Annotated in this window: 18 protein-coding genes; 11 read left to right on the top strand and 7 right to left on the bottom strand. The window is 66.2% G+C overall.

Going from position 1 to position 17,511, the window contains the following annotated elements:
* Nucleotides 1–24 precede the first annotated feature (24 nt).
* A complete protein-coding gene (locus LRC39_RS02890) occupies nucleotides 25–288 on the bottom strand; it encodes a hypothetical protein (protein ID WP_107354080.1) in 264 nt (87 codons plus the stop codon).
* A 310-nt stretch (nucleotides 289–598) separates the two neighbouring features.
* Here LRC39_RS02890 and LRC39_RS02885 point away from each other — a divergent pair, with 310 nt between their 5' ends.
* On the top strand, nucleotides 599–1,060 hold the full coding sequence (locus LRC39_RS02885; RefSeq protein ID WP_346296270.1) for a DUF2269 family protein: 462 nt from the start codon (nucleotides 599–601) through the stop codon (nucleotides 1,058–1,060).
* 1 nt (nucleotide 1,061) lies between these two features.
* Here the strand turns inward: LRC39_RS02885 and LRC39_RS02880 are convergent, their stop codons facing one another.
* Nucleotides 1,062–2,174: an FUSC family protein gene (locus LRC39_RS02880; protein ID WP_107357374.1), complete on the bottom strand. Its 1,113-nt coding sequence runs from the start codon at nucleotides 2,172–2,174 to the stop codon at nucleotides 1,062–1,064.
* 170 nt (nucleotides 2,175–2,344) lie between these two features.
* On the opposite strand from LRC39_RS02880, the gene LRC39_RS02875 reads away from it, so the two are divergent.
* The 5 genes from LRC39_RS02875 (at nucleotide 2,345) to LRC39_RS02855 (ending at nucleotide 8,043) form a co-directional block, all read left to right on the top strand.
* Nucleotides 2,345–3,709, top strand: a complete 1,365-nt coding sequence (locus LRC39_RS02875) for an MmgE/PrpD family protein (RefSeq protein WP_346296269.1) — start codon at nucleotides 2,345–2,347, stop codon at nucleotides 3,707–3,709.
* Between the two features lie 79 nt (nucleotides 3,710–3,788).
* Entirely contained in the window at nucleotides 3,789–4,394 is a 606-nt protein-coding gene (locus tag LRC39_RS02870) for a PAS domain-containing protein (protein ID WP_264075354.1), read from the top strand.
* A 174-nt stretch (nucleotides 4,395–4,568) separates the two neighbouring features.
* Nucleotides 4,569–5,990, top strand: coding sequence for a malonyl-CoA decarboxylase (locus tag LRC39_RS02865; protein ID WP_346296268.1), 1,422 nt, complete (start codon nucleotides 4,569–4,571; stop codon nucleotides 5,988–5,990).
* Between the two features lie 147 nt (nucleotides 5,991–6,137).
* Nucleotides 6,138–7,055: a pirin family protein gene (locus LRC39_RS02860; RefSeq protein WP_346296267.1), complete on the top strand. Its 918-nt coding sequence runs from the start codon at nucleotides 6,138–6,140 to the stop codon at nucleotides 7,053–7,055.
* A gap of 70 nt (nucleotides 7,056–7,125) precedes the next feature.
* Complete coding sequence (locus LRC39_RS02855; protein ID WP_346296266.1) at nucleotides 7,126–8,043, top strand: phosphoribosylaminoimidazolesuccinocarboxamide synthase; 918 nt, start codon at nucleotides 7,126–7,128, stop codon at nucleotides 8,041–8,043.
* A 66-nt stretch (nucleotides 8,044–8,109) separates the two neighbouring features.
* On the opposite strand, the gene cysK is transcribed toward LRC39_RS02855, so the two are convergent.
* Nucleotides 8,110–9,108 carry a cysteine synthase A gene (cysK, locus tag LRC39_RS02850; protein ID WP_107342763.1) on the bottom strand — a complete coding sequence of 333 codons (999 nt, stop codon included), beginning with the start codon at nucleotides 9,106–9,108 and terminating at the stop codon, nucleotides 8,110–8,112.
* 281 nt (nucleotides 9,109–9,389) lie between these two features.
* Between cysK and LRC39_RS02845 the strand changes: the two genes are divergently transcribed.
* Both LRC39_RS02845 and LRC39_RS02840 read left to right on the top strand, forming a co-directional pair.
* Nucleotides 9,390–9,947 (top strand): HNH endonuclease, encoded by a 558-nt coding sequence (locus tag LRC39_RS02845; RefSeq protein ID WP_107342762.1) that lies wholly within the window; start codon nucleotides 9,390–9,392, stop codon nucleotides 9,945–9,947.
* Nucleotides 9,948–10,063: 116 nt separating this feature from the next.
* The gene (locus LRC39_RS02840) at nucleotides 10,064–10,684 is read left to right on the top strand and encodes a class I SAM-dependent methyltransferase (RefSeq protein ID WP_346296265.1); all 621 of its coding nucleotides are present in this window, start codon (nucleotides 10,064–10,066) and stop codon (nucleotides 10,682–10,684) included.
* Nucleotides 10,685–10,734: 50 nt separating this feature from the next.
* Here the strand turns inward: LRC39_RS02840 and LRC39_RS02835 are convergent, their stop codons facing one another.
* The 3 genes from LRC39_RS02835 to LRC39_RS02825 are packed head-to-tail and all read right to left on the bottom strand — an operon-like array spanning nucleotide 10,735 to nucleotide 13,426.
* Nucleotides 10,735–11,244 (bottom strand): ureidoglycolate lyase, encoded by a 510-nt coding sequence (locus LRC39_RS02835; RefSeq protein WP_346296264.1) that lies wholly within the window; start codon nucleotides 11,242–11,244, stop codon nucleotides 10,735–10,737.
* Nucleotides 11,241–12,080 carry a bifunctional allantoicase/(S)-ureidoglycine aminohydrolase gene (locus LRC39_RS02830; RefSeq protein WP_346296263.1) on the bottom strand — a complete coding sequence of 280 codons (840 nt, stop codon included), beginning with the start codon at nucleotides 12,078–12,080 and terminating at the stop codon, nucleotides 11,241–11,243. Before LRC39_RS02830 ends, LRC39_RS02835 begins: the two co-directional genes overlap by 4 nt.
* A 38-nt stretch (nucleotides 12,081–12,118) precedes the next feature.
* Nucleotides 12,119–13,426, bottom strand: coding sequence for a dicarboxylate/amino acid:cation symporter (locus LRC39_RS02825; protein ID WP_346296262.1), 1,308 nt, complete (start codon nucleotides 13,424–13,426; stop codon nucleotides 12,119–12,121).
* Between the two features lie 105 nt (nucleotides 13,427–13,531).
* On the opposite strand from LRC39_RS02825, the gene LRC39_RS02820 reads away from it, so the two are divergent.
* From LRC39_RS02820 to LRC39_RS02810, 3 genes are all read left to right on the top strand, one after another.
* On the top strand, nucleotides 13,532–14,413 hold the full coding sequence (locus LRC39_RS02820; RefSeq protein WP_346296261.1) for a LysR family transcriptional regulator: 882 nt from the start codon (nucleotides 13,532–13,534) through the stop codon (nucleotides 14,411–14,413).
* A 630-nt stretch (nucleotides 14,414–15,043) separates the two neighbouring features.
* Nucleotides 15,044–15,631 (top strand): sigma-70 family RNA polymerase sigma factor, encoded by a 588-nt coding sequence (locus LRC39_RS02815; RefSeq protein WP_346297465.1) that lies wholly within the window; start codon nucleotides 15,044–15,046, stop codon nucleotides 15,629–15,631.
* Nucleotides 15,628–16,290: a ChrR family anti-sigma-E factor gene (locus tag LRC39_RS02810; protein ID WP_346296260.1), complete on the top strand. Its 663-nt coding sequence runs from the start codon at nucleotides 15,628–15,630 to the stop codon at nucleotides 16,288–16,290. The genes LRC39_RS02815 and LRC39_RS02810 overlap by 4 nt, the downstream gene beginning before the upstream one ends.
* Here the strand turns inward: LRC39_RS02810 and LRC39_RS02805 are convergent.
* The gene (locus LRC39_RS02805) at nucleotides 16,287–17,432 is read right to left on the bottom strand and encodes an AI-2E family transporter (protein WP_346296259.1); all 1,146 of its coding nucleotides are present in this window, start codon (nucleotides 17,430–17,432) and stop codon (nucleotides 16,287–16,289) included. The two genes, LRC39_RS02810 and LRC39_RS02805, sit on opposite strands and share 4 nt — an antisense overlap.
* Between the last annotated feature and the right edge of the window lie 79 nt (nucleotides 17,433–17,511).

The following is a 17,511-nucleotide window of genomic DNA, read 5'->3' as shown; positions in this document are numbered from 1 at the left end:
GGGGAGGAATCCCGAAAACGCGAGCTACTTGGCGGGCCCCTTCGACATGCTGCTGGGCTGCACGTCGTTCTTCTTCGAGGAGTGCTTTTTCGATTTGCTGGTCGCCATGCCCTGGGTCGAGCCTTTGGACATGCCGTTATCGGACATGCCGGGCGAGCCGCCGCCGGACATGCCGTTGTTCATCTTGGTCGAATCCTGCGGCGCCGGTCCGGTGGTCTGGGCCGAAGCGGTGCCGGCGAACGTGCCGATTGCTGCGCAGCAGAGCGCAGCAAGCAATGCCTGTTTCATAGGTGAGCTCCTGTCGCTGTCACGCCGGCCTAACCGCAAAGCGGTTTGAACGTTCCTGCCGTACATCCGGAACGGCTGCGATAAGGCTGGGGGGATCGACGTCACGCGCGGCGTGTTGAAGCAGACCCGGCCATGTGGGAGCGAAAACGCATGCGCCCAGCGATACGCGCGTTATTCCAAAGCGCTGCAGCTTTCCGGGCGACGAAGGTCGATTTGACAAATCATCCCAAAACAATGAGCACAAAGCGAAAATTCGAGCAGTGGCGCGGCGGGGTGCTGGTCACGACGGCACAGGCGCGGAACAGACCCGATGTATGATGTGTTCAAGTTTCTCCACGTCGTCGGCGTGGTCGTGCTGGTCGGCAACGTCACCATCACAGCCTTCTGGAAGGCGTTCTCCGACATGACGCGCGATCCGAAGATCGTGGCGCATGCGCAGCGCGGCGTGACGGTCTCGGATTTCATCTTCACCCTGGCCGGCATCGTCCTGATCATCATCGGCGGCTACGGCGCCGCGCTGGTGAAGGATATGCCGCTGTTCACCTCGTTCTGGCTGGTGGCCGGGCAGATCCTGTTCGTGGTCTCGGGCGTGATGTGGCTCGGCATCCTGATCCCGCTGCAGATCCGGCAGGCGCGCCTTGCGCGCAGCTTCGCCCAGGGCGGCGAAATCCCGGCGCAGTACTGGCGCGACGCCAAGACCTGGCTGGTCTGGGGCATCATCGCCACGGTGCCGCTGGTCGCGGCCGTGTTCGTGATGGTCTACAAGATCTGAGCTACGCGACCCGCGCGGTCGGCTTGCTGGGCTGACCCCATTCGGTGACCCGCATTTCCAGGTCGCGGAAGTTCTGGTGGAGCTGCTCCATGGCGAAACCGAGCGCGAAGAACCGTTCGGCCTGATCGCCCGGCAGCGCCCGGATCAGCCCGTCGCGCCGCACCGCGGCGACCTCGGCCGCATAGGCGGCCAGCGCCTGTTCCATCGGGCCCAGCGGTGGCGGCGCATGGCGCTGGCGCAGCGCCTCGGCGCAGGCGGCCAGATGCGAGGTCGCAGCAAGGCGCAGATTGTCGATCGCGCCCCCGAGCCGCTCCTGCAATGACGGCGGCAGCGGCGCGGTGACGGAGCGACCGACCATCACCAGATCGTGGCGCAGCCGCAGCAGGGTGCGGACCAAGGGCGCGACATCCGGCCCGCGCGACAGCCCGGCGTTCCGCTCGCGCTGCGCCTCGGCACCGATTTCGGCCAGCGTCACCAGCGACGCGCCGATGCCGTCCTGCAGGCGGTGCAGCGCGTCGTTGTCGAGGCCCTTGGTCAGGCCGGCCAGCAGCGCTCCGAGCGCATCGGCCATCAGCTCCAATGAGCGCGCCGCGGCGGCGAGCGCCAGCCCCTGCGCCCGCGACGGCAGCACTACGAACGACACCGCGAGCCCCACGATCGCCCCGACCCCGACTTCGAGCACGCGGTCGATCGCCGAGGCCAGCGGCTCCACCTTGGTGATGGTCGGCACCAGCAGCACGATGATCGCCGTCACCGTGGCGACGTTGAGATTGGGCTTGATGGCCGCCAGCAGCGCCAACGGCGCGACCGCCAGCGCCAGGGCGCCGAGCAGCCCGAGCTCACTGTGATGCGGCACGAAGATCGTGATGGCGCCGCCGTAGATCGCGCCGCCGATGGTGCCGACGAGATAATCGCCCGCCGTTTTCAGCGACCGTCCGACGCTGGTCTGCGTCACGATGATCGCGGTGAGCACCGCCCACAGCGGCAGATGCAAATGCAGACTCTGCGCGACCCCAAGCGCAAGCAGCGCCGCGAGGGTGATACGCAGGGCCAGCCCCCATTGTGGCTGGCGCGGTTTCCATTGCGAAAGCAGGCGTGTCCTGGAGGATGTCATCGGCGGCAGCAATCGTTCCGGTTGCACCGTCTGGCGCGGAATCACCCGCGCCAGAGAGCACGGCCCTGCGCACCGCGCAAATCCGCACCACTGCGGATGGGCCCTGCACCGGCGCGGCTTGAACCGCGTCCGCGGCGCGCCTAACGTGCCGCGCAAAAGAGGGAGCCCAGATGGCCAACGAAACCGCCACGCTCGCAGGCTACGTCGCCGCGCTGCAATTCACCGACATTCCGCAGGACGTTCTGGCGCGCGCCAAGCTGCTGACGCTGGACTTCCTCGGCAGCGCGATCCGCGCCCGGCGCGAAGCCGAATCGACGCCGTCGATCCTACAGATGTTGCAGGCGTTGTCGCTCGACGGAACCGGCGACTCCACGGTGTTCGGCGATGACAAGCGCTGGACCCCGGCGGTGGCGGCGCTGCTGAACGGTGCGCTCGGGCATTCGCTCGATTTCGACGACACCCACGCCGACTCGTCGCTGCATCCCTCGGCCCCGGTGGTACCCGCCGCATTTGCTGTCGGCGAACTGGTCGGGGCCTCGGGCCGCGATGTGCTGACCGCGATCGTCGCCGGCTATGAAGTGTGCTGCCGGCTCGGCAACGCGCTCGATCCGACCTCGCACTACGCGCGCGGCTTCCACCCGACCGCAACCGCCGGCACCTACGGCGCCGCGGCCGCCGCCGCCAAGCTGTTCGGCCTGTCGCAGGATCAGATCGTCGCAGCGTTCGGCGTGTCGGGCAGCCAGGCCGCGGGCTCGCTGCAATTCCTGGTCAACGGTGCGTGGAATAAGCGCTATCAGGTCGGCGCCGCCGCGATGAACGGCGTGATCGCCGCGACGCTGGCGAAGAACGGCTTCATCGGATCGACCGAGTCGGTCGAGGGCATCCATGGTCTGCTGGTCGGCTACACCGACACGCCGCATCACGACAAAGCGGTGGCCGACCTCGGCAGCGTCTATGAGACCATGAAGATCGGCGTGAAGCCGTATCCGAGCTGCCGCTACACTCACGCGGCGATCGACGCGCTGATCGCGATGCGCCGCGAGCACAATCTGACGCCGGCGCAAATCACGCGCGTCGAAGTCGGGCTGCACAAGAACGGCATCACGCTCACCGGCGACGCGCCGACCAAGCGGCATCCGCGCTCGATCGTCGGCGGTCAGTTCTCGATGTTCTTCACCGGCGCATTGGCGCTGGAGCAGGGCAGCTTCGGCTGGGACGACTACACGCGGCTTGGCGACCCGGCGATCGATGCGCTCGCGGACAAGTTCGACGTGGTGCGCGACGAACGGCTTGAAGGCAAAACCCATCCGTTCGGCGCCCGCGTGTCGATCACCACCGAGGACGGCGTGCATGAACGGATCTACGCCGATCCGTCCGGCGAGCCGAACTCGTTCCCGAGCGACCAGGCAATGACGCAGAAATTCCTGCAGCTCGCCCGTCCGGTGCTGGACGGTCGCGCGCAGAGTTTTGCCGATGCAGTGCTGACGCTGGAGCGCTTCGCCAAGGTAAGCGAAGCAACCGCCTTGGGACGCTAGGGAACCATCGGCGGTATTGACATACTCACAATCTGGCGTAGCAAAAGAGCCGACACTCCCGGACCACGGAGAGCGGTCGATGCAACGCTTCGTCTGTGAACAGAATATCGCGCACTTCCAAAAGCTGCTCGAAACGGCCGAGGATGAGAAGCTGCGCCGGACGCTGCTCGGCCTGCTATCGTCGGCCAAGCGCGAACTGGCGCTGCTGCACTCGCAGCTCTCCGGCGCCGACCTGTCACCGCTGGCGCATCGTAACCGCGGCGGCGATCTCAATTCGGTGCTGGCGCAAATCCGCGCCGGCTTCGATGCCTCCGACCATCCCTACATGCTGATCGATGCCGGCCCCGGCCTGAAGATCATCGACATCAACGACGCCTATGCGCGCGCCACGTTCACATCGCGCGATAGCATCGTCGGCCAGCCTCTGTTCGAAATCTTCCCGGACAATCCGGCAATCGAGACTGCCGACGGCGTGAGCAACGTCTACAACTCACTGCGCACCGTCGTGGAGACCGGTCAGCCGCACGCGCTCGCCGTGCAGCGCTACGATGTCCGCAACGCCGAGGGCGTGTTCGTCGAGCGCTATTGGCAATCGATCAACACCCCGGTGCGCGACGCCGACGGCAAGCTGATGTGCCTGCTGCACAATGTCGAGGACGTCACCGCCGAAGTGCTGGCGAATTAGCCGGCGGCGGTCCTCGGCGCACCCAGCGACATCCCTTCCGGCCCGGTCACGAAGCCGTGGCGAAACCATCGTCCTGCTCATGCGTCTGGAAGGCGTTGTCCGGAACGTCTATGGTTGTGACGTACCGCGCTTCGTACGTGAAGCGACGATGTCGCAAGCCTGGGGATGAAGCTGATGCCGATAGCCACCACCGCAGACCGCGCTTCGGAGTTTCTCGGCGGCCTGTTCAACAGCCTCACCGAGCGCGGCCGCAGCCTGTTCGGGCTGACCAGCTCACAGCCGATGTCTGGTGACGAACTGATCGCGCTCGGCGAGACGCTGCTGTCGCGGCGCGGTGAAGCGTCCGGCGTCGCGCTCGCTGCGTCACTGCTCGCCGGCTACGATGCTGCTGACGACGAGGACAAGCTGGCGTTTCTCGATGCGCTCGCCGAACAGTTCGGGCCCGACCTCGCCGAACTCAACGCCGCGATCGAAGCGTTTCGTGCCGACGCCTCGGCCGAGGCGATCGGCGAATTGCTCCGGGCTGCCGAGCCGCGCCGGCAGGAACTGATCCGCCGCCTCAATCACGCGCCGGGCGGCACCGCCGCGCTGGTGAAGATGCGTGAGGCGGTGCTGGCCCGCATCGCCGCGCATCCGCAGTTGCGTCACGTCGACGACGACTTCGTGCATCTGTTCACGTCGTGGTTCAATCGGGGGTTTCTGGTGCTGCAGCGGATCGACTGGACGACGCCTGCCAACATCCTGGAAAAGATCATCCGCTACGAGCAGGTGCATACCATCCACGACTGGGACGATCTGCGCGCGCGGCTGGCCCCGCCAGATCGGCGTTGCTACGGCTTCTTCCACCCGCGGCTGGTCGACGAACCGCTGATCTTCGTCGAGGTCGCGCTGACCAAGGACAGCCCGGCCGCGATCGCGCCGCTACTTGATCTCGAGCGCGAGCCGATCTCCGCCAGCGATGCTACCACCGCGGTGTTCTATTCGATCTCCAACACCCAGCAGGGCCTTGCCGGGATCTCGTTCGGCAATTTCCTGATCAAGCAGGTGGTGGAGGAAATCAAGCGCGAGCTGCCGAACGTGCAGACCTTCGTGACGCTGTCGCCGGTACCGGGCTTTGCGAAGTGGCTGAAGCGCGAGCGCGACAATCCGGACTCGACGCTGCTCGATGCTTCTGCGCGCACCGCGCTGGAAGCGCTGGATACGCCGAGCTGGTTCGACGATGCCGACACCGCCGACCGGCTGAAGCCGATCGTGCTGCAGCTCGCCGCCGCTTACTTCCTGCAGGCCAAGGGGCCGAACGGCCGGCCGCTCGACCCGGTGGCCCGCTTCCACCTCGGCAACGGCGCGCGGCTCGACCGGCTGAACTTCCTCGGCGATCGGTCACCGAACGGCATGCGGCAATCGCACGGGTTGATGGTCAACTACCTGTATGCGCTCGGCGACATCGAGGCCAACCACGAGGCGCTGTTCGAACGCGGCCAGATCGCCGCCGCCTCCGCGGTGCGCAAGCTGGTGCCGACCAAGCCGGTGACCAGCGAGCCGCGCAAGGGCAACGCGAAGTCCGCCAGCGCTCCGCAGCCCGCGCCGACGGCATGACAAACGACGGGATGCCTGCAGCATCTTACACGGGCCTCACGCCGTCATTGCAAGGAGCGAAGCGACGAAGCAATCCAACTGGCTCCGCTCGGCTCCTGGATTGCTGCGCTTTGCTCGCAATGACGAAGACAACTTGGGAGTGATCCGATGAGCTGGATGCCCACCAACGATCCGGTGCTCGGCGATCCGACCACCTGCGATGCGCTGGAATTGATCATCGTGCCGCGCACCCGCGATCTTGGCGACGGCTTCGCGGTGCGCCGCGCGCTGCCGCACGGCAAGCGGCAGATGGTCGGTCCGTTCATCTTCTTCGATCATTTCGGGCCGGTGCAGTTCATCGCCGGCAAGGGCATGGACGTGCGGCCGCATCCGCATATCGGGCTGGCCACCGTCACCTATCTGTTCGACGGCAAGATCATGCACCGCGACAGCGAGGGCAACATCCAGGAGATTGCGCCCGGCGCGATGAACCTGATGACCGCCGGCCGCGGCATCGCGCATTCCGAACGGACGCCGGACGTCGAGCGCCGGGACGGCCAGTCGATGCTCGGCCTGCAGAGCTGGATCGCGCTGCCGCAGGCTGCCGAAGAGATCGCGCCGAGCTTCCAGCACTTCGCGGCGGCGACGCTGCCGCTGGTGCAAGACACCGGCTTCACCGCCCGGGTGATCGCCGGCTCGGCGTTCGGCAAAGTCTCGCCGGTGACGATGGTGTCGCCGTGGTTCTACGTCGAGGTCAACGCCAAGGCCGGCACCGCGGTGCCGCTCGATCCGGACCACGAGGAGCGGGCGATCTATGTGGTCGACGGCGAGGTCGAGATCGCCGGCGAGAGCCACGTCGGCCCGACCCTGCTGATTTTCCGCCCCGGCGACCGCATCACTGTCCGGGCAAAGACGGACACGCGGATGATGTTCCTCGGCGGCGATGCGCTGGAGGGGCCGCGCCACATCTGGTGGAATTTCGTCTCGTCCAGCAAAGAGCGCATCGAACAGGCCAAACAGGACTGGAAAACCGGCCGTTTCGCCGCCGTCCCGAACGAGAGCGAGTTCATTCCGCTGCCGGAATGATAGACTGCGGGCCCGAAACGATCCCCGCCGCCGGCTGCACCGGCGGCCGTCTCTGCCTGGAACACCGCCCATGACCACGATGCTCTCGAGCGACCTGCCGCTGACCAAGATCGGCCGCGGCAAGGTGCGCGACATCTATGCCGTCGACGACGACCGGCTGCTGCTCGTCACCACCGACCGGATCAGCGCCTTCGACGTCGTGATGGGCGAGACCATTCCGATGAAGGGCGCGGTGCTGACCCAGGTGAGCGCGTTCTGGTTCGGCCAGCTCGGCGGCGTGGTGCCGCATCACATGATCAGCGCCGACATCGACGAGATCATCGCCGCGATCCCGGCGCTGCAGGGCCATCGCGCGGCGCTGGCCGGCCGCACCATGCTGTGCCGGCGCACTACCGTGTTCCCGATCGAATGCGTGATCCGTGGTTACATCACCGGCTCGGCCTGGAAGGAATACGCCGCCTCCGGCACGCTGGCGGGCGAGAAACTGGCCGAAGGCCTCAAGGAAAGCGAGCGGCTGGATCCGCCGATCTTCTCGCCGGCCACCAAGGCCGAGACCGGTCACGACGAGAACATCACCATCGCGCGGATGCGCGAGATCGTCGGCGACGAGGCCGCCTACACGCTCGAGAGCATGACACGCGCGATCTACACCCAGGGCGAACAGGTCGCCCGCGAGCAGGGCATCATCATCGCCGATACCAAGTTCGAATTCGGCCGAGACAAGGACGGCCGCATCATCCTGATCGACGAGGTGATGACGCCGGATAGTTCGCGGTTCTGGGCGGCCGATACCTACGCGCCGGGCCGGTCGCAGCCGTCGTTCGACAAGCAGCCGCTGCGCGATTATCTCGATGCCGAACGCCGCGCCGGGCGTTGGAACGGCGAAGCGCCGCCGCCGAAGCTGCCCGCCGAGATCGTCGAGGCCACCTCGAAGCGCTATCTCGACGCCTACCGCCGGCTCACCGGCGCCGATCTGGTGGTGACTTAAGTTACTCCGTGCTGCGCCGGATCGCGGGGCACCCGCCATCCGGCATCAGCATCAGCACGCGTTCGATCACACGCCTTCGAACAGCACCGTCGACAGGTAGCGTTCCGAGAACGACGGCACGATCGCCACGATGGTCTTGCCGGCGTTTTCCGGCCGCTTGCCGAGTTCAATCGCGGCGGCGATCGCCGCACCCGACGAGATGCCGCCCGGGATACCCTCGTGCCGCGCCAGCGCGCGCGAGGTTTCGATCGCGGTAGCGCTCGGGATCTTGACCACCTCGTCGATCACCGAACGGTCGAGAATGTCCGGAACGAAGCCGGCGCCGATGCCCTGGATCTTGTGCGGGCCGGGCGCGCCGCCCGACAGCACCGGGCTTTCCTCCGGCTCGACCGCCACTACCTTCAGCGACGCCTTGCGCGGCTTCAGCACCTGGCCGACGCCCGAGACGGTGCCACCGGTGCCGACACCGGCCACGAAGATATCGACCGCGCCGTCGGTGTCGTTCCAGATCTCTTCCGCGGTGGTGCGGCGATGCACCGCCGGGTTGGCAAGGTTCTTGAACTGCTGCGGCATCACCGCGTTCGGGGTCGCCGCCACCAGCTCTTCGGCCTTGGCGACCGCGCCCTTCATGCCCTTGGCGGCTTCGGTCAGCACCAGCTCGGCGCCGAGGAACGCCAGCATCTTGCGGCGCTCGATCGACATCGATTCCGGCATCACCAGCTTCAGCCGGTACCCCTTGGCGGCCGCAACGAAGGCCAGCGCAATACCGGTGTTACCGGAGGTCGGCTCGATCAGCACGGTGTCGGGCTTGATGATACCTTCCTGCTCCAGCGCCGCGATCATCGCCGCACCGATACGATCCTTCACGCTGCTCGCCGGATTGAAGTACTCGAGCTTGGCATAGATCGTCGCGTTGACGCCGTGCTGCTGCGGCAGCCGGTTCAGACGTACCAGCGGCGTATCGCCGTAAGCATCGGCGATCGACTCGTACACCCGGCCGCGGCCGGGACGGTGGGCGGGTGCTTCTGCGACGGCTTTGATCGATGCGGTTGCTGCGCTGGACATGACGCCTCCTCACTTAGGTTGGCGGATTTACGGGAACTGTCACTGGGCAATCTGCTAGGCCGCCGCGGCCCCGTCAACGCGGCGGGTAAAAATGGAACAAACACCTCTAAAGCGACGGGTTTCTGGAATACGTTTGCTGCTTATGCGCTCCAGCTTGGGCTGAAATCCCGCCCTGCGGGAGAGACATTTCTGCATCGCCCTTCACAAGCCCGTCACGCTGACTGTAGTATGCCTTCGCATGCTGCTTCGCAGCGTCGATCGACGGGGGTCAGGAGCGTTTCTTGAACGCGCATGTCTCACATGGCGGTTGGCCGGTGCTGGTGCTCAACGCGGACTTCCGGCCGCTCAGCTACTATCCGTTGTCGCTTTGGTCGTGGCAGGACGCGGTCAAAGCGGTGTTCCTTGATCGCGTCAATATTGTCGCCCACTACGACCGCGCGGTGCATAGTCCGAACCACGAGTTTCGGCTTCCCAGCGTCGTCTCTCTGAAATCCTTCGTCAAACCGACCACGCATCCGGCCTTCACCCGGTTCAACGTGTTCCTGCGCGATCGGTTCGTCTGCCAATATTGCGGCGCGCCCGAAGATCTCACCTTCGATCACATCATCCCCCGCTCCAAGGGCGGCCAGACCACCTGGGAAAACGTCGTCGCCGCCTGCTCGCCGTGCAACTTGCGCAAGGGCAATCTGACGCCCGAACAGGCCAAGATGTTTCCGCGCCAGACCGCATTCGCCCCGACGGTGCATCAGCTCCATCGCAACGGCCGGCTGTTCCCGCCGAACTATCTGCACGAGAGCTGGCTCGATTACTTGTACTGGGACACCGAGCTGGATCCGTAGCCCTCGGCCGGACGTCACCTCGTCTCGCTCCTGTCATCACACATCCTCTGCCCGCTTTACACCGCCTCTCGCAGGCTGCACTGCTGCGTTCGAATGCGCGTGCGAACGGATCGGTGATGTCGGGTTTTCTTGTTCTGCTGGTGCTGCCGGCCCTCTGGGTGGGCTGGCGGATGGCGTCCAGGCGGACGGTGCTGCCGTGCCCGTCGGAGATCGCCTGGCTGGTGGAAATGGAAAATCCGCTGGCGCGCGCCACGCGCTCCGAACAGGTCGTGGCGCAATTGCAGCTGCGGCCGGGCGACCATGCAATCGACATCGGCTGCGGCCCCGGACGGGTGACGCTTCCGCTGGCGCGGGCTGTCGGACCAAGCGGCCAGGTCACCGCGCTCGACATTCAGGACGGCATGCTGGCGAAGGTGGCTGCCAAGGCTGAGGCCGAAGCGCTGACCAACATCCGCCCGCTCCGAGCCGACGTACGGGACGCAGACGTCGCGGCGGGCTCGCTCGATGCCGCCGTGATGGTGATGGCACTCGGCGAATTTCCGCGCGGCACCGAGATCTTTCCATCGGTGCATCGCATGCTGCGCCCCGGCGGCCGACTGCTGGTCGCCGAGAGCGTGTTCGATCCGCATTACGTGTCCCGCCGCCGGGTGCGCGAGCGGGTCTCGGCCGCGGGATTTCGGGAGCTGCGCTGCTCCGGCAACGCCTTCGGCTACAGCATCACGTTTGAGCGGCCGTAGCCCTTCGCCACGTCCTATCTGGCGTGCCCTAGTCCTATCGAGCGTCGAAGTCAGCTCTTGGGCAGGTGCACGATCCACGGTTCGTCGAACACGTGCTCCTCCAGATTCACGCCCGGCCCGCTGCGGTCGATTACCACGAAATCCTGCGCGGCGCCGAACGGCGTCAGCACGCTGTGCCAGATGTTGCGGGCGTAGCAGATGCCCTGATGCGGGGCGGTGACGAAGGCCTGCGGCGCGCCGGGCTTGCCGGCTTCATCCGGGCAGACCACCACCAGAAACGGCGCGGCGTTCAGCGGCACGAACGCCTGGGCGCCGAGCGGATGGCGCTCGACCAGGTTGAGCCAGAGCGGCATCGCGTAAGGCTCCGCCTCGACCAGGCCGACCACCACGCGCGCGCCGTCGCCGATCACCTCGATCTCGGCAAGATCGTGGAAGCGCCTTGCCATGCCAGCATTCATCGGACGCGAAGAGGTCTGCGCCGTATCGATCACCTGGCCGAACGGCGCGAACGCCGCCGCCGTCAGCGGCTGCGCCACGATTTTTCGCGCGGCCGCGGTCATCGTCCGAGCCCGCGGCGGCCGAGCGCCGGGTGGCGGTTGACGTCCTTGTACAGCAGATAGCGGAAGCGGCCGGGACCGCCGGCGTAGCAAGCCTGCGGGCAGAACGCGCGCAGCCACATGAAGTCGCCGGCCTCGACTTCGACCCAGTCGCGGTTGAGCCGATACACCGCCTTGCCTTCGAGCACGAACAGCCCGTGCTCCATCACATGGGTTTCCTCGAACGGAATCGAGGCGCCGGCCTGCAGCGTGACGATGTTGACGTGCATGTCGTGGCGCAGATCCTCCGGGGAAACGAACCGCGTCGTCGCCCAGGTGCCACCAGTGCCGGTCATGCCGGCGGGCTCGATCTCGGACTCATGAGTGACGAAGGCATCCGGCGCAGCAAGACCGGGGACGGGTTCGTAGGCCTTGCGAATCCAGTGGAAGCGCGCCGGCTCGGAGCCAGCGTTATGCAGCCGCCAGCCGCAGCCCGGCGGCAGATAGGCGTAGCTGCCGGGGCGCAGCGCATGGGACTTGCCGCCGAGTTCGAGGCTCGGCGTACCACCGACCACGAAGACGACGCCTTCGCCCTGCGGATCCGGCTCCGGATGGTCGCTGCCGCCGCCGGGCGCGACCTCCACCAGATATTGCGCGAAGGTCTCGGCGAAACCGGACAGCGGCCGCGCCAGAATCCAGACGCGGGTATTGGTCCAGCCGGGCAGCAGGCTGGTGACAATGTCGCTCATCACGCCGTGCGGGATCACCGCATAGGCCTCGGTGAACACCGCGCGGCCGGTGTGGAGCGTGCTCTGCGGCGGCAGCCCGCCGCAAGCCGGGTTGTAGATCGGGGCGTTCATCGCGGTCTCCCTGCGTTTCTTGGTATCAGGCGGGGCGGTCAGGCAGAGGCTTCGGCGATCGGCGCATCCAGGATCGCTGCGGTGTCGGTGGTGACTTCACCGTTCAGCACGCGTTTTGCCTGGGCGCGGTCGATGTCGCCCTCCCAGGCAGCGATCACCACGGTCGCCACGCAGTTGCCGACCAGATTGCCGAGCGCCCGGGCGATGCCGACGAACCAGTCGACCGACAGCACCAGCACCAGCCCGATCAGCGGAATATCCGGCACCGCCGACAGCGTTGCGGCCAGCACCACGATCGCCGAGCCGGGGACGCCGTGAGCGCCCTTCGAGGTCAGCAGCGCGATGCCGAGGATCACCAGCAGATGACCGAACGACAGCGGCGTATTGGTGGCCTGGGCGATGAACACCGTCGCCAGTGTCAGATACAGCGAGAACGCATCGAGGTTGAATGAGTAGCCGGTCGGAATCACCAGACCGACCGTGGAGTCCTTGATGCCGAGCCGCTCCAGCTTGCGCATCACCTGCGGCAGCACGCTGTCGGATGAGGCGGTGCCGGCCACCACCGTCAGTTCTTCGCGCAAGTAGGCCAGCAGCTTGAGCAGGCTGAAGCCCGCCAGCCGCATGATGCTGCCGAGAATCACGAACACGAACAGCGCGACGCCGGCATAGAACAGGCCGACCAGCAGGCCGAGCTGCTTGAGCGAGCCGATGCCGTATTTGGCGACCGTGAACGACACCGCGCCGAGCACGCCGAGCGGCGCCAGCTTGACGATGATGCCGATGATCTTGAACAGCACCTCGGTGATCCGCTCGATGCTGTCGGCTAAGGGCTTGCCGCGCTCGCCGAGCAGCGACAGGCCGGCGCCGAACAGGATCGCGATGATCAGCACCTGCAGCACGTCGCCTTTGGCGAACGCGTCGATGAAAGTGGTGGGCACCAGCCGCATGATGAAGTCGGTGAAGCCGGTGACTTCCTTGACGTGGCTGCTGTAGCCGGCGAGTGCCGAGCCATCCAGCGTCGCGGTGTTGACGTTCATGCCGGCGCCCGGCTGGAACACGTAGGCCAGCACGATACCGAGCGCGAGCGCGACCGTTGTCACGGCTTCGAAGTAGATCAGCGATTTCAGCCCGACCCGCCCGACCTTCTTCAGGTCGCCGGCGCCGACCATGCCGTTGACCACCACGCCGAACACCAGCGGGGCGATCGCGAACTTGATCAGTTTGATGAACAGGTCGCCGAGCGGCTTCAGCGCGACCCCGACCTCGGGCCACAACGCACCGAGGGCAACACCAAGCACAAGGGCGGCGACCACCTGCCCAAACAGCGACCTGAAAAACCGCGTCATCGGAATGTTCCCGGGATTTGGAGCCTGCGAAACAATCACTGCTGAGTTTCTAGACGTCAAATATTTCATGTGTCTCGATTGATACGTTTGAAGTATGATTGAGGGATGGAAATCCGCCATCTCCGCTATTTCGCCGCCGTGGCGCGGCACCTGAATTTCACCGCGGCCGCCGAGAGCCTCGGCGTGGCGCAGCCGCCGCTCAGCCAGCAGATCAGGGATTTGGAGGCCGAGATCGGCACCCCGCTGTTCGAGCGGACCACGCGCCGCGTCGCGCTGACCCGGGCCGGCGAAGACTTCTTGAAGCAGGCGCTCGCGATTCTGGAGCGGGCCGACACCGCCGTGCAGCGCGCCCGCTCGATCGGCGCCGGCACCGCCGGCATTCTCAATGTCGGGCTGACCGGATCAGTGCTCACCGGCCCGCTCGGGCGAGCGATCCAGCAGTTTGCGCTCAACTACCCGAACGTCGATCTCCGCATCCACGAGATGTCGCCCGACCGGCAGGTCGCAGCGCTGAAATCCGGCCAGACCGACGTCAGCTTCCTGCGCTGTCCGCCGCAAGATGCCGAGATCACCAGCGACTTGGCGTGGCGGGAATCGGTCCGGCTGGTGCTGCCGAAAGGCCATGCACTATCGGCCAGGAAGGTGACGCTGGCGGATCTCCGGGACGAGAGCTTCGTGTTTCTGCGGCTGGAGGATTCGCTGTTTGCGAAGTATCTGTGGCAGTGCTGCTTCGAGGCGGGGTACGCGCCGCGCGTCACCCATCAGGCGATCGAGTCGGCATCTCTGACGAGCCTGGTCGCTGCGGGTCTCGGCATCGCCATTATCCCCGAATTCGTCAGCAAGCTGGCGCATCAGGACGTGGTGTATCGGCCGATCGCCGGACCGGCGATTTTGGCCGATGTCTACGCCCTAACGACCGGCGCCAACAATCCGCTGGCGCGTCAGTTCATCGCGCTGGTGCAGACGCTGTCCAGCAAGGCGGGCTGACGATCCGATTCGTTCGGCCCAGCTGCCGACCGCACAAAAAGACCCGACTCAGAGTCGAGGGCCCGCCGGCATCGCCGGCAGGCCCCGCGACCATGGCTGGGTTCGCGTTCGATCGGTCACGTTGCTGTCGCCGAAGATCAGCCGAGCACCGCGTACGGCACCAGCGGAGCGAGCGTCATCAGGAGCGCGCCGCCGATCACAGCAGCTTCCATGCCGTTCAGTTTCCGAAGCATCGACATCATCAAACCTCCCGTTGGCTGTTAGCACGCTGTTTACGAAGCGGCGGCGCCGTCGGATCACCGCTTCGCCATCACAGCCGCGTGAGCCGGACCCGGCCTGATGCGCTCGCCTGCCGCATGCGATTTTTTGTCGGGATGCGGTGATCCAAACGATCGGCTGGTTCGTATCAGAACAAATGCAATCGATCCGATCGCGCGCTCGCTGCTCATGATTCTCCGCACACCAGATTCGATCCTCAGGCGCGACTACCTGATTACTACTCGCGAGCATGTGAGCGCGACACATGGCGCGCTCCGCATCGCCGCGTCCCGCGTTAGGCTGCAGGGTTCAGAGCGTGCGCTTCAAGGCGATGTTGCGGATCGGTGCACGCCCGGCAACGGAGCGGTCGTCATGGATCAATTGCGCGACGGTCCACGCCCGCCTTCGGCGGAGATGGCGGACTGCATCGTCCGGATCGCGGCCGCGCAGGATCGGGCCGCGTTCGAGACGCTGTTTCGCCACTTCGCGCCGCGCCTGAAATCATACTTCGCGCGGCGCGGCGGCGATCCGGCCCTGGCCGAAGAGATCACACAGGAGACGATGGTATCGGTCTGGCGCAGCGCCGCGCAGTTCGACCCGGCCAGAGCCTCGGCCTCGACCTGGATCTTCACCATCGCGCGCAATCTCAGCATCGACCGGCTGCGGCAGGCGAAGCGGCCGAGCTTCGATCCCAATGACCCGGCATTCGTGCCCGACGAGGAAGAACCGCCCGACCGCCGGCTGGAGCGCACCGAAACCGAGCAGCGCGTGCGCGACGTGATGGAGACGCTGTCGTTCAACGAGAAGAGTGTTTTGATGCTGTCGTTCTACGAAAACCAATCGCACAGCGAGATCGCCGAGCAGCTCGGCCTGCCGGTCGGCACCGTGAAGTCGCGAATCCGACTCGCCTTCGGCAAGCTGCGGGCGGCGCTCGATGCGCCCGCCGGAGAGCCGCGATGACGGTGCGACACCACATCGGCGACGATCTGCTGCTGAGCTACGCCGCCGGCGCGCTGGACGAAGCTTCGAGCCTGCTGGTCGCCACCCATCTGGCGCTGTGTCCGCATTGCCGTGCACGCGCGGCCGCGGCCGATGCGCTCGGCGGCGAAATGCTCGACGCGCTGCCCACCGCGGACGTGACGCCGGACTTGTGGCAGAGCGTGCTGGCGCGGACCCAGGCCGAACCAGAGATTCCCTCCGCGATCCCTGCAACGGCGCTGCGGCCGCGCTCCGACATCGTGATCCCCGAGCCGCTGCGCAGCTATCTCGGCACTGACCTTGCCGGCTTGCGCTGGACCCGGCTGGCGCCGCGGGTGCAACAGATCACCATCGACATCCCGGGCTGCCGCCCGCGCGCCCGGATGCTGCGGTTCGAGGCCGGCACGCGGGTGTTCGAGCACGGCCATTCCGGGCGCGAACTGACGCTGGTGCTGCATGGATCGCTGTGCGACGGCGACACCGTGATGCGGCGCGGCGACGTCGCCGAGACCGACGAGCGCACCGAACACCAGCCGCAGGCCGGCGCGGGCGAGGACTGCATCTGCCTCGCCGTCACCGACGCGCCGCTGCGGTTCAAGAACCGGTTCGCCCGGCTGCTGCAACCCTGGTTCGGGATTTAAGCGACCGGCGTCGTGCCACGATCGCTACGGATCGGGGCGACTGCGACCGGCTCGGCCTCGACCGGGCTGGCATTAACACCGATCGGCGGCGTATCGCCCGCATCCTCACGCGCGGACGAATAGATGTCCCAGGTGGCGATGAACATCGCGGCGATCACCGGGCCGATCACGAAGCCGTTCAGGCCGAACACTTCGAGACCGCCGAGGGTGGAGATCAGCACCACGTAGTCCGGCATCCGCGTATCTTTGCCGACCAGGATCGGGCGGAGGAAGTTGTCGACCATGCCGATCACCAGCGAGCCCCAGACGATCAACCCGACGCCGTGCCAGACCGAGCCGGTGGCGATCAGATACAGCGCCATCGGCAGCCAGACGATTCCGGCTCCGACCGCCGGCAGCAGCGACAGGAACGCCATCACCACCGCCCACATCAGCGCGCCGCTGATGCCGAGCACATAGAAGGCGAGCCCGCCGAGCGCGCCCTGAATCAGCGCGATCAGCATGTTGCCCTTCACGGTGGCGCGGATCACGACGGTGAACTTGTCGAGCAGCCGGCTCTGATGATCGACGCCGAGCGGCATCGCTCGGCGGATACGTCCGGCCAACAGATCGCCATCGCGCAGCAGGAAGAACAGCAGATACACCATCACGAACAGATTGACGGTGAAGTCGAAGGTGCTCTGGCCGATATCGAGCGCTTGGCCCGCCAGATACTGGCTGCCGCGCAATAGCGCAGCCGACAGCCGCTGCTGTATGTCCGCGAGATTGCCGACGCCGAACCGGCTGAGCAGATCGCCGAGCCAATCGGGCCGGGACGCCAATAGCTCCCGCATGGTTTTCAGCAGATCGAGGTTGCCGGACTCGATCTTGGTGTAGGTCGCAGCCGCCTCGCGCGCCAGGGCGGCGCCGAGCAGCGACATCGGCAACAGCACCATCAGCACGATGATCGCCACCGAGGTGAACGCCGCGAGATTGCGCCGGAAGCCGAAGGCGCGGTTGAGATGGCGGTTCAGCGGCGCGAACAGGATCGCGATCACCATGCCCCACAGCACGGCGCTGTACAGCGGCCAGAGAATCCAACCGAACAGTCCGGTGGCGACCACCAGCAGCAGAATGAAGAACTTGTTTTCGGATGCCGGCATCCAGGTCCCCTTGCCTCGCCGACGGCAACGTTCCGCTCGGGCTTTGGCTCCTCGCCACCCTAGAGGGTTTTGCGCCGAA

Origin of the sequence: Rhodopseudomonas sp. P1 (assembly GCF_039642825.1) — a bacterium.
Classification (GTDB): domain Bacteria; phylum Pseudomonadota; class Alphaproteobacteria; order Rhizobiales; family Xanthobacteraceae; genus Rhodopseudomonas; species Rhodopseudomonas palustris_H.
This window is presented reverse-complemented; position numbering and strand designations above follow the sequence as displayed.

Excerpts from the sequence above, each read along its gene's own strand:
- LRC39_RS02835 (WP_346296264.1), bottom strand. The coding sequence starts at position 11,244 with ATGACCGCGGCCGCGCGAAAAATCGTGGCGCAGCCGCTGACGGCGGCG.
- LRC39_RS02870 (WP_264075354.1), top strand. The coding sequence starts at position 3,789 with ATGCAACGCTTCGTCTGTGAACAGAATATCGCGCACTTCCAAAAGCTG.
- LRC39_RS02810 (WP_346296260.1), top strand. The coding sequence starts at position 15,628 with ATGACGGTGCGACACCACATCGGCGACGATCTGCTGCTGAGCTACGCC.
- LRC39_RS02815 (WP_346297465.1), top strand. The coding sequence starts at position 15,044 with ATGGATCAATTGCGCGACGGTCCACGCCCGCCTTCGGCGGAGATGGCG.
- LRC39_RS02805 (WP_346296259.1), bottom strand. The coding sequence starts at position 17,432 with ATGCCGGCATCCGAAAACAAGTTCTTCATTCTGCTGCTGGTGGTCGCC.
- LRC39_RS02825 (WP_346296262.1), bottom strand. The coding sequence starts at position 13,426 with ATGACGCGGTTTTTCAGGTCGCTGTTTGGGCAGGTGGTCGCCGCCCTT.
- LRC39_RS02885 (WP_346296270.1), top strand. The coding sequence starts at position 599 with ATGTATGATGTGTTCAAGTTTCTCCACGTCGTCGGCGTGGTCGTGCTG.
- LRC39_RS02880 (WP_107357374.1), bottom strand. The coding sequence starts at position 2,174 with ATGACATCCTCCAGGACACGCCTGCTTTCGCAATGGAAACCGCGCCAG.
- LRC39_RS02875 (WP_346296269.1), top strand. The coding sequence starts at position 2,345 with ATGGCCAACGAAACCGCCACGCTCGCAGGCTACGTCGCCGCGCTGCAA.
- cysK (WP_107342763.1), bottom strand. The coding sequence starts at position 9,108 with ATGTCCAGCGCAGCAACCGCATCGATCAAAGCCGTCGCAGAAGCACCC.
- LRC39_RS02840 (WP_346296265.1), top strand. The coding sequence starts at position 10,064 with ATGTCGGGTTTTCTTGTTCTGCTGGTGCTGCCGGCCCTCTGGGTGGGC.
- LRC39_RS02855 (WP_346296266.1), top strand. The coding sequence starts at position 7,126 with ATGACCACGATGCTCTCGAGCGACCTGCCGCTGACCAAGATCGGCCGC.
- LRC39_RS02820 (WP_346296261.1), top strand. The coding sequence starts at position 13,532 with ATGGAAATCCGCCATCTCCGCTATTTCGCCGCCGTGGCGCGGCACCTG.
- LRC39_RS02890 (WP_107354080.1), bottom strand. The coding sequence starts at position 288 with ATGAAACAGGCATTGCTTGCTGCGCTCTGCTGCGCAGCAATCGGCACG.
- LRC39_RS02860 (WP_346296267.1), top strand. The coding sequence starts at position 6,138 with ATGAGCTGGATGCCCACCAACGATCCGGTGCTCGGCGATCCGACCACC.
- LRC39_RS02865 (WP_346296268.1), top strand. The coding sequence starts at position 4,569 with ATGCCGATAGCCACCACCGCAGACCGCGCTTCGGAGTTTCTCGGCGGC.
- LRC39_RS02830 (WP_346296263.1), bottom strand. The coding sequence starts at position 12,080 with ATGAACGCCCCGATCTACAACCCGGCTTGCGGCGGGCTGCCGCCGCAG.